The organism is Streptomyces sp. NPDC059853 (genome assembly GCF_042731495.1).
GTDB lineage: Bacteria > Actinomycetota > Actinomycetes > Streptomycetales > Streptomycetaceae > Streptomyces.
The window spans coordinates 1-9,939 of sequence record NZ_JBHWJL010000194.1 but is presented as its reverse complement, the minus strand read 5'-3'; the positions used below and the strand labels follow the sequence as shown (position 1 = coordinate 9,939).

Here is a 9,939-nt window from a genome sequence, read left to right as displayed (position 1 = left end):
GTCTTCGCCGCGTTCGCCTCGTCCACCGCCGGTCAGCTGACGGCGGGCCGGCTGCCGGTGGCGCGGGCGCTGCCCGCCGGGTGCTTCCTCCTGGTGGCCGGCATGCTGCTGATCGGGTCCTCCCTGCTCGCCGGTGAACTCGCCCTGCTGGTGGCCGGAGCGGTGGTGGGCGGCAGCGGCCAGGGCCTCGCCTTCCGCGCCGCGGTCAGCGCCGTCACCGCCCGCGCCCCGCGGGACCGCAGGGGCGCGACCACCTCCGCCTTCTTCGTGGCCGCCTACCTCGGCATCTCCCTGCCGGTCGTCGGGGTGGGCGCCCTCACCCTGGCGCTGGGGCTGCGCGACGCCGGACTCGTCTTCACCTGCTGCGTGACCGTGCTGGCGGCGGTCATCGGCCTCCACCTGCTGCGTACTCCGCCCGGGCCCGACCCGGCCGCCCCCGGCGGATAGGCCGTCTCTTCCGGATCTTCGCGGGGCCGCGCCGCCGGCTACGGGGGGCACCTCCCGGCCGAAGGCCGGGGGAACCTCGCCGCGTTGCCGGACTGCCCGGAGGACACCGCCCTGAGGGCACTCCGGCGCCTTGCGAGGCACCGCATCCGACAATGCGGCCTGATCCACGAAGAGCCACACGAGACGGCCCAGCCGCCCCGCCGTGGTCAGCCGCCGCCCGGCAGCCCGGCGAGCCGCGCCCCGCGCGCCAGCACCTGACGCAGCATGGCCGGGGTGAGGGTGCGGGTGGACATGTTGCGCCGGCTGGGGTGGTAGCAGCCGACCAGGGGAATCCGGTCGCCGCCGTCCGGGGTCCCGGCCCACGCCTCGGCGCCGTGCCCGAAGGCGGGGCGCGGCCGGGGGAGCAGCCAGCCGTCGCCCGCCAGCACGGCCGTCAGCGCCTGCCAGCCGAAGGCGCCCAGGACCACCACCGCCCGCAGGGTGGGGCGCAGCAGCGCGAGTTCGCGGGCGAGCCAGGGCCGGCAGGTGTCCCGTTCGGTGGTGGTGGGCCGGTTGCCGGGCGGGGCGCAGTGCACGGGGGCGGTGATCCGGACGCCGTACAGGTCCAGGCCGTCCCCGCGGTGGGTGGCGGTCGGCCGGGAGGCGAGCCCCAGGGAGTGCAGGGCGGCGTAGAGGGCGTCGCCGGAGGGGTCGCCGGTGAACATGCGCCCGGTGCGGTTGCCGCCGTGGGCGGCCGGGGCCAGACCGACGATCACCAGGGGCGCGTCCGCCGGGCCGAAGCCGGGCACCGGCCGGGCCCAGTAGTCCTGGTCGGCGAAGGCCCGGCGCTTGACGCGGGCGGTCTCCTCGCGCCAGGCGACCAGCCGCGGGCAGGCCCGGCAGGCCGTCACGGCGGAGTCCAGCTCCGGCAGCGTACGGGCCCGGGGCGCGGTGGCCGCGGGGAAGTCGGATGCTCCGGGAGGTACGCCGCGCATGCCGTGCCTTTCTGTCGGGGCGGGCCGGGGTCCTGGTGCCGGGCGACCGGGCGGCCCCGGCTCACCCCGCCCGATAAAATGTCCGAAGAGCACGAATGATCCCGACAGGACGATCTCATCGGCGGGGGATGGGTCTGGAGGTGTCGTCATGGCCAAGCGGATCAGGTACCGGCGTGTGTACGAGGAGACATCCCCGCGCGACGGCAAACGGGTCCTCGTCGATCGTGTCTGGCCGCGCGGTGTGCGCAAGGAGGACGCGCGGCTGGACGCGTGGCTGCGCGATGTGGCCCCCTCGGCCGAGCTGCGGAAGTGGTACGGCCACGACCCGGACCGCTTCACCGAGTTCCGCCGCCGATACCTGGACGAACTGCGCGACGCGGGGCACGAGCAGGCGGCCGGCCGGCTCCGTGACCTGGCCTCCCACGAGCCGCTGGTGCTGCTGACCGCGACCAAGGACGTGGACCACAGCCAGGCGGCGGTACTCGCCGAGTGGCTGGACCGCGCCCGCTGACCCGCCGGGCTCACACCCCGTCCGGCGGCACGGGCCGCGGCGGCGAGGGCTCGGTGAAGGCCCCGGCGAAGGCGGCGAGCGTGATGGTCCGGGCGGCGTGCGCGGGCAGTCCCGGATCGGCGGGCGTACCGAGCAGCACCAACTGGTGGTAGAGCGGCGCCGTGGCGGCGACGAGCAGCCGGCGGGCGTCGACGGGCGGGCGCAGTTCGCCGCGCCGGATCGCCCGCTCCACGACGATCTCGCAGCGCCGGTACCGGTCGTCCCAGAGCCGCCGCTGGGCGCGGGCGGCCTGCTCGGAGCGGAAGGAGGCGGCGATGAGGGCCGCCATCACCGGCGGCCGGGCCGTCATGGCCGTCTGGATCTCCTCGTTCAGCGCGGTCAGGTCCCCCTCCAGCGATCCGGTGTCGGCGGGCTGCCAGGCGTCGTCGTTCGCGGCGTCGAAGACATCGGCGAGCAGTCCGCCGACGTCCCCCCAGCGCCGGTAGACGGTGGTGCGGTGCACCCCGGCGCGGGCGGCGACGCCGTCCATGGTGAGTCCGTCGAAGCCGTGCTCGGCGAGTTCGGCGCGGACGGCGTCGAGGATCTGCGCACGCACCCGGGCGGTCCGGCCGCCGGGGCGGCGGCGGGTCGCTGGGCCGGCGGTCTCCGGGCCGGAGCCGGGGCCGGTGGCGGTCATCGCGGAGTTCCGTTTGCTCGGCGGACAGGGCTGTGGCAACATCTTAATGCATCAGTTGTCGCACTAACGGAGTTGCCGATGCTCTTCCCCAGCGTTCACCCGACCGCGCGGCCCACCGGCGCCGCACCGTTCCCGAATGCTGAGGAGACCCCGTATGACCGCACAGATCACCGCCCGCGCCGTCAGCAAGTCCTTCGACGGCAGGCTCGTCCTTGACTCCGTGACCTGCTCGCTCGCCCCCGGCGAGCGCACCGGCGTCGTCGGGGAGAACGGCTCGGGCAAGAGCACCCTGCTGCGCCTGCTCGCCGGGCGCGAACAGCCCGACGAGGGCGAGATCACCGTCCACGCCGCCGGTGGCGTCGGCTACCTCCCGCAGCACGAGGAGATGGAGCCCCGGGCCACCGTCCAGCAGATCATCGACCGCGCCCTCGGCGACCTGCGCGCCACCGAGCGACAGCTGCGCGCCCTGGAGCGGGCCATGGCCGACGGCGACGCGTCCGCACCGGCCGAGTACGGCGACCTGCTGACCGTCTTCGAACTGCGCGGCGGCTACGACGCCGACGCCCGCCTGGAGCGCGCCCTGCACGGCCTCGGCCTCGGCCTGGTGGCCCGCGACCGCACCGTCGGCAGCCTCTCCGGCGGCGAACGCGTCCGGCTCCGGCTGGCGGCGCTCCTCGCCGCCGCGCCGGACGTGCTGCTGCTGGACGAGCCCACCAACCACCTCGACGACACCGCCCTGACCTGGCTGGAGGACCATCTGCGCACCCGGCGGGGCACCACCGTGGCCGTCTCCCACGACCGGGTCTTCCTCGACCGGGTCACCACCGGCCTGCTGGAGGTGGACGCCGACCGCCGGTGCCTGGCCCGCTACGGCAACGGCTACCCCGGCTACCTCGCCGGGAAGGCCGCCGCCCGGCGCCGCTGGGAGCAGGCGTACGACGACTGGCGGGCCGACATCGCACGGCAGCGGGAAGCCGCCGCCACCACCGCCCGGAACGTGGCGCCCGGCCGCCCCATGAAGGACGGCAACAAGATGGCCTACGACCGGGCCGGCGGCCGGGTGCAGCAGTCGCTCGCGAGCCGGGTGCGCAACGCCGAGGAACGGCTGCGCCGCCTCCTCGCCCGCCCCGTCCCCCGGCCGCCGCAGCCCCTGCGCTTCACCCCCGCGCTGCGGGCCCGCCCGCTCACCGGCACCGTCCTGGCGACCACCGGCGCCGCCGTCACCGGCCGGCTCGGCCCCACCGACCTCACCGTGGCGGCGGGCGAACGGCTGCTGATCACCGGGCCCAACGGAGCGGGCAAGAGCACCCTGCTGCGCCTGCTCGCCGGGGACCTGGCACCGGACACCGGCACCGTGACCCGCCGCGGCCGGATCGGCCACCTCCCGCAGGACCCCCGGCCGGGCGCGCCGGAGGAGACCGTCCTGGCCGCCTTCGCCCGCGGCCTGCCGGGCGACCCCGGTGAACACGCCGAACGGCTGCTGGACCTCGGCCTGTTCCGGGCCGCCCAGCTCACCGTGCCGGTCGGCCGGCTCTCCACCGGGCAGGCCCAGCGGCTCGCGCTGGCCCGCCTCCTCGACCGGCCCCGGGACGTCCTGCTGCTGGACGAGCCCACCAACCACCTCTCGCCCGCCCTCGCGGAGGAACTGGAGACGGCGCTGGCCGGCTACCCGGGCACGCTCGTCGTCGTCAGCCACGACCGCCTGCTGCGCCGGCGCTGGCGCGGCACCCACCGGGACCTCGCACCGGCCCCGCCGGCCGTCCCCACCACCGCGGGCGCCTGACACCCCACCACCTGCCCGCGCCGCCCCCGCCCTTCCGGACAAGGACCACCACCAGATGCCGCACGTCCCCGCCGACCCCACCGCCCTGCACCCCGTCCCCGGCCAGCCCCGCGTGGTGCTGCTCAAGCCGCTGATCACCTCGCCGCTGATCGAGGCCGGGGAGTTCTCCTACTACGACGACCCCGACGACGCGACCGCCTTCGAGACCCGCAACGTCCTGTACCACTACGGGCCGGAGAAGCTCGTCATCGGCCGGTTCTGCGCGCTCGGCACGGGCGTGAAGTTCCTGATGAACGGCGCCAACCACCGCATGGACGGCCCCTCCACCTTCCCCTTCCCGATCATGGGCGGCTCCTGGGCCGACCATGCCGACCTCATCACCGGTCTCCCCGGACGCGGCGACACGGTGGTCGGCCACGACGTGTGGCTCGGCCACGGCGCCATGGTCATGCCCGGCGTCCGGATCGGCCACGGAGCGATCGTCGCCGCCGGGTCGGTCGTCGTCGAGGACGTGCCCGACTACGGCATCGTCGGCGGCAACCCGGCCCGGCTCGTCCGCCGCCGCCACCGCGAGGCCGACATCGCCCGGCTCCTGGCGGTGGCCTGGTGGGACTGGCCGCTGGAGCACATCACCGCGAATCTGCGCACGATCATGTCCGGCAGCGTCGACGCCCTGGAGCGCGCCGCACCCACCGGCCCGGGCGAGGCCACCGGCCGCTGAGCCACCCCCGTCCCGCACCACCGGCCCCGTCACCGGCACCGCAGAAACGAGACACCCCATGCCCGCCCCCGGCCGCCCCGCCCCGTTCACCGAGCTGCTCCGGCGGCACACCACCACGCTCACCCGGCTGGACCCCGACGCCCCGCTGGACGACCTGGAGCCGCTGCGCCACGTCATCGGGGACGCCCGTGTCGTCGCGCTCGGCGAGAACTCCCACTTCATCGACGAGTTCGCCGCGCTGCGCGAACGCCTGCTGCGCTTCCTCGTCGAACGCTGCGGATTCACCGTCCTCGCCTTCGAGTACGGCTTCGGCGAAGCCTTCCCCCTCGACGCCTGGGCCCGGGGAGAGGGAAGCGAGGACAGCCTGGCCGCCCACCTCGCCGGCACCATCCCGATCGGCGTCGAGGCTCCGCTGCGCCGCATCCGCCGGCACAACCGCACCGCCGCCGCGCCGGTCCGCTTCGCCGGTGTCGACGTCCCGGCGGCCGGTGGTTCCCTGCGGCCCGTGCTGGCCCCGGTCATCGACCAGCTGCGCCGCGTCGACCCCGAGGCCGTGCCCTCGGCCGAGCGCGCGCTGCGGCTCGCCGGACCCGTGGACGGCGGCTCCGCGGCCGTCGCCGCGCCCGCCTGGGCCCGGCTCTCCACCGCCGGACAGGACGCCCTGACCGCCGCCCTGACACGGCTGCTGATCCGGTTCCGCGCCCTGGAGCCGCTGTACGTCGAACGCGGCGGCCGGGCGGAGTACGACATCGCCCTGCGCCGCCTCGAAGGGGCCTGCCACGCCGACTACGGCTTCTGCGCCATGGCCGGTCTCTTCGCCGGTGAGGGCCTGCCCGGCGACACCTCCGCCCGCGACAGCTACATGGCCGGGTCCCTGCTGTGGCACCTGGAGCGCTCCGCGCCCGGCACCCGGGTGGTCCTGGCCGCGCACAACGCGCACCTCCAGACCGTGCCGATCTCCTTCGACGGCCGGCTCACCGGCATCCCGATGGGCCGCTATCTGCGCGACGCGCTCGGCGACGCCTACCTCGCCGTGGGCCTGACCGCCGTCACGGGCCACACGGCGGACATGCCGCGGGACGAGCGCGCCCCCTTCGGCTTCACCGTCGAGGCCACCGCACTGGCGGCACCGGAGGAGGGCAGCGTCGAGGCGGCCTTCGCCGCGGCCGGTCTCGGCTCCGGGACCCATCTCGCCGACCTCCGGCCGCTGCGCGGACGGACCGCGAACCCCCCGGACCGCATCCGCCTCCAGGGCAGCCGGCTGCACACCCCCGTCGTGGACGCCTACGACGCGATCCTGTGCACCGGCAGTTCCACCGTCACCCGCGGCCCCGGCGCCCTGTAGCGGACGCGGCCGCACCGGCCACCGCGCCCGCCCCGCCCCGACCGGCGCGGGGCGGGGCGGCACGGACGGTGACGCAGACTCAGCGGCCCCCGCCCGGCCCGGTGGCCGGCTCCGGTTCGCTGATGCCGGGGCCGATGAACTCCACCCAGTTCACATTGAGTTCCCCAGTGGTCTTCACGAAGTACAGCGGGCCGCTCAGCGCGGTGCTCTCCCCGTCGACCGGGCCGGTGAAGTCCCCGTACACCTGCCAATCACCGGTCGCCTCGACGTGCACGGTGGCCACCGTCGGCCCCTCCGGGTCGCCGGTGCGCACCTCGACCGTGGCACCGGCCGCCGGGGAGGCCGCCCGCAGGCCGATCTCCTCGATGCCGGTGAGGTTCGCGGGCTCCCAGGCCCACCAGTCGCCGTCGTCGATCCAGCCGATGTTCTGGCCGCCCCCGGCCGTGTCGCCGGTCGGCTCCACCTCCACGCCCGGGGTGCCGCCGGACGGCGCGCCCGGCAGCCGCCCGGTGCGGTCGAAGTGCTCCGCCTCGCGGTGCTTGGGCTGGAGCACCAGCACCTCCTGGGTGGTCAGCGGCGGCGCGTCCCCGTGACCGAGGTCCGTGTAGGTCACGGTGACGGTGCCGAAGATGTTGGCTCCGGTGTGCCCCTCGTCGCCGGGCAGCGGGAAGACGCCCGAGCAGCCGCGGTACTGCTCGTACCCGTGCGAGTGCTCGTCGTGCCCGAGCCCCGGCTGCACGATCACCCGGTCGCAGTCGATCGTGCCGTCCTCCGCGTCGCTGACGCTCACCTCGTAGGCGATGCGGTCGCCGAAGGAGAAGTACCCCCCGTTCAGCGGGGCGCTCACCTCGATGACCGGCGCGGAGTTGCCCGCCGTGATGTCGAGGTTGGAGACCGAGCTGCGTCCCTCCTCGTCCGTGACGGTCAGCCGCGCGGTGTAGCGGCCGGCCTCGGTGTAGGTGTGGGTGGGGGCGGCCTCGGTGCTGTCCGTCGTGCCGTCGCCGTCGAAGTCCCAGGCGAGGGCGAACGGGATGCCGTCCGGGTGGTGGGACTGCGAGGCGTCGAAGGTGACCTCCAGCGGCAGCGGTCCCGAGGTGCGGTCCGCGGTCATCCGGGCGACCGGGGCGCGGTGGCCGTGCACGTAATCCAGCCGGTAGATGCCCGAGTCGGCGTTGTCCCCGCCGAACCCGCTGCCCCACTCGATGACGTAGAGCGCGCCGTCCGGCCCGAACCGCAGCGCGTGCGGCCGGTTGAAGTCCAGCTCCTCCAGCATCCGGGACACGTCCGCCACCCCGGTGCGTGCGGCGTCGGGCTGCACGGAGAACAGCCGGCTGTTGTTCCAGTCGGCGAAGACGGCCTTCCCGTCGAAGTAGGCGGGCCACTTGCGGTCGGAGTCGAGGTCCGGGTCGTAGCGGTAGGCGCCGCTGGTCATCGGGGCGCCGCTGGTGCCGATCTCGGGGACGCCGGTGCTGGAGGCGCCCATCCACAGTTCGGCCGGGACGGCGGGCGGCAGTTCGCGTACCCCCGTGTTGTGCGGCGAGTCGTTGACGGGTGCCGCGCAGTCGAACGCCGCTCCCGGGGTGCCGGTGGCGTAATCGAAGGCGTGGTAGGGCGTGTTGTCGCCGACACAGTAGGGCCAGCCGTAGAAGCCGGGCGCGTCCACGATGTTCCATTCGACGCGGCCGTCCGGGCCCCGGTCCGGATCGGCGGCGGCGGCGTCCGGCCCGTAGTCGGCGACGTAGAGCGCGTCCGTGTACGGGTCGATGCCGATCCGGAACGGGTTGCGCAGGCCCATGGCGTAGATCTCGGGACGGGTGGCGTCGGTGCCCGGCGCGAAGAGGTTGCCCTCCGGGACGGTGTAGCCGCCGTCCGGCTGCGGGGTGATCCGCAGGATCTTGCCGTTGAGGACCGCGCTGTTGGCGGAGGTGGCCTGCGCGTCCCAGGCGGCGCGGCCCGGCCGCTCGTCCAGCGGGGCGTAGCCGTCGGTCGGCGAGCCGAAGGGGTTGGTGTTGTCGCCGGTGGCGATGTACAGGTTGCCCGCGCCGTCGAACTCCAGCGCGCCGCCCGCGTGGCAGCACTGTTCGCGCTGCACGTCGATCTCCAGGACGACCTGTTCGCTGCCGGGGTCGAGGGTGTCGCCGTCGAGGGTGAAGCGCGAGACGTGGTCGACGGGGTCGGGGCCGGCGGGGGAGTGGTAGAGGTAGAGCCAGTTGTTCTCGGCGAAGCCGGGGTCCAGGGCGATGCCCAGCAGCCCGAACTCCTGGCCGGTGTAGACCGGGAGCGTTCCGGCGGTCACCACGGTGCCGTCGGGGTGCACGACGCGGACGGCGCCGTTGCGGTCGATGGAGAAGACCCGGCCGTCCTCGGCGATGGCCAGCTCCATCGGGTTGCTGGTGTTGTCGTCGAGCGTCACCTTCTCGAACCCGCTGGTGAGCGAGGCGCCACAGTCGGCCGGGATCGCGCCGGCCGCCGTCTGGATGCCGCCGAGGAGATGACCGAGGAACTCCGGTTCGGCGAAGGAGGCGGCCTCGTGGCCCATGCCGGTGTACCAGGCGCGACCGCCCGCGTAGTCGTGGCACCAGGCGATGGGGTGTTCGTGGCCCATGGTCCCGCCCTCGTAGGTGCTCTCGTCGAGCGAGGCGAGGACGTGCACGGAACCGCGTGGGTTGGGGCTGTAGTTGTACCACTCGTCGTGGCGTTCCCACTCGATCGGCAGTCCGGCGGTGGAGGGGTGGGCGGGGTCCTCGACCTTGACGGTGGCGGTCTGCGGGGCGGGGTGGCCGGCGAACCAGGAGCCGACGAGTTCGCCGTACCAGGGCCAGTCGTACTCGGTGTCGGCCGCGGCGTGGACGCCCGCGTAGCCGCCGCCGGCGCCGATGTAGCGCTCGAACGCGTCCTGCTGGGCGTCGTCGAGGACGTCACCGGTGGTGGAGAGCCAGACGACCACGTCGTAGCGGGCCAGGTCCTCGTCGTTGAAGACGGCGGCGTCCTCGGTCGCGGTCACCTCGAAGCCGTGTTCGGCGCCGAGTTCCTCGATGGCGGCGATACCCGCCGGGATCGAGTCGTGGCGGAAGCCCGCCGTCTTGCTGAAGACCAGGGCGTGGAAGGCGGCGTCGCTCTCGGCTTCGCCGCTTCCCGGCTGCGCGGTGGCGGGCCCGCCCGCCAGCAGCAGCGCCAGGGCGGCCAGGACGGCGACGGCGAGGCGCGCCGGGAATCCGCGGGGGTGTGGGGGTGCGGTTGTCACCACGTGCTCCTCACTGAAGAGGTGAAGAAGGTCGTGCGCTCCCTGCGCCCGGGGCGGGTTCGCCCGGCCGGCCGGCTCTCGGTTGTGCCGTGGGAGGTGCGGGCCCGCGCGTCGCGCGGGCTGTCGGCACGGCGGGTGCGGGCGTCCCGGCCCGGCACATCGCCGCATTTGTCAGACGGGATGACAAATTAGGAACGGATCGCGTACACGTCAAGACATCGCGCAGCCGCGGTCGTCC

At 74.7% G+C, this 9,939-nt stretch carries 7 protein-coding genes and 1 pseudogene; 5 read left to right on the top strand and 3 right to left on the bottom strand.

Features of this window, described 5'->3' with window-relative positions; all coding sequences use genetic code 11:
* Positions 1-447 (top strand): annotated as a pseudogene (locus ACFV5N_RS19200) (MFS transporter); the annotation flags it as partial.
* Positions 448-653: 206 nt separating this feature from the next.
* Here ACFV5N_RS19200 and ACFV5N_RS19195 read toward each other — a convergent pair.
* Entirely contained in the window at positions 654-1,421 is a 768-nt protein-coding gene (locus ACFV5N_RS19195; RefSeq protein ID WP_385601101.1) for a uracil-DNA glycosylase, read from the bottom strand.
* Positions 1,422-1,569: 148 nt separating this feature from the next.
* On the opposite strand from ACFV5N_RS19195, the gene ACFV5N_RS19190 reads away from it, so the two are divergent.
* A complete protein-coding gene (locus ACFV5N_RS19190) occupies positions 1,570-1,932 on the top strand; it encodes a DUF488 domain-containing protein (RefSeq protein WP_385601098.1) in 363 nt (120 codons plus the stop codon).
* 10 nt (positions 1,933-1,942) lie between these two features.
* On the opposite strand, the gene ACFV5N_RS19185 is transcribed toward ACFV5N_RS19190, so the two are convergent.
* Positions 1,943-2,608 carry a TetR/AcrR family transcriptional regulator gene (locus tag ACFV5N_RS19185; RefSeq protein WP_385601096.1) on the bottom strand — a complete coding sequence of 222 codons (666 nt, stop codon included), beginning with the start codon at positions 2,606-2,608 and terminating at the stop codon, positions 1,943-1,945.
* 154 nt (positions 2,609-2,762) lie between these two features.
* Between ACFV5N_RS19185 and abc-f the strand changes: the two genes are divergently transcribed.
* From abc-f to ACFV5N_RS19170, 3 genes are read left to right on the top strand one after another with little or no spacing between them, the layout of a single operon-like run.
* A complete protein-coding gene (gene abc-f / locus ACFV5N_RS19180) occupies positions 2,763-4,391 on the top strand; it encodes a ribosomal protection-like ABC-F family protein (protein ID WP_385601094.1) in 1,629 nt (542 codons plus the stop codon).
* A gap of 55 nt (positions 4,392-4,446) precedes the next feature.
* Positions 4,447-5,112, top strand: coding sequence for a CatB-related O-acetyltransferase (locus ACFV5N_RS19175; protein WP_385601092.1), 666 nt, complete (start codon positions 4,447-4,449; stop codon positions 5,110-5,112).
* Between the two features lie 58 nt (positions 5,113-5,170).
* On the top strand, positions 5,171-6,457 hold the full coding sequence (locus ACFV5N_RS19170; RefSeq protein WP_385601091.1) for an erythromycin esterase family protein: 1,287 nt from the start codon (positions 5,171-5,173) through the stop codon (positions 6,455-6,457).
* A 79-nt stretch (positions 6,458-6,536) separates the two neighbouring features.
* On the opposite strand, the gene ACFV5N_RS19165 is transcribed toward ACFV5N_RS19170, so the two are convergent.
* Positions 6,537-9,701, bottom strand: a complete 3,165-nt coding sequence (locus ACFV5N_RS19165) for a ThuA domain-containing protein (RefSeq protein WP_385601089.1) — start codon at positions 9,699-9,701, stop codon at positions 6,537-6,539.
* Positions 9,702-9,939 lie beyond the last annotated feature (238 nt).

Excerpts from the sequence above, each read along its gene's own strand:
- ACFV5N_RS19185 (WP_385601096.1), bottom strand. The coding sequence starts at position 2,608 with ATGACCGCCACCGGCCCCGGCTCCGGCCCGGAGACCGCCGGCCCAGCG.
- abc-f (WP_385601094.1), top strand. The coding sequence starts at position 2,763 with ATGACCGCACAGATCACCGCCCGCGCCGTCAGCAAGTCCTTCGACGGC.
- ACFV5N_RS19195 (WP_385601101.1), bottom strand. The coding sequence starts at position 1,421 with ATGCGCGGCGTACCTCCCGGAGCATCCGACTTCCCCGCGGCCACCGCG.
- ACFV5N_RS19175 (WP_385601092.1), top strand. The coding sequence starts at position 4,447 with ATGCCGCACGTCCCCGCCGACCCCACCGCCCTGCACCCCGTCCCCGGC.
- ACFV5N_RS19170 (WP_385601091.1), top strand. The coding sequence starts at position 5,171 with ATGCCCGCCCCCGGCCGCCCCGCCCCGTTCACCGAGCTGCTCCGGCGG.
- ACFV5N_RS19190 (WP_385601098.1), top strand. The coding sequence starts at position 1,570 with ATGGCCAAGCGGATCAGGTACCGGCGTGTGTACGAGGAGACATCCCCG.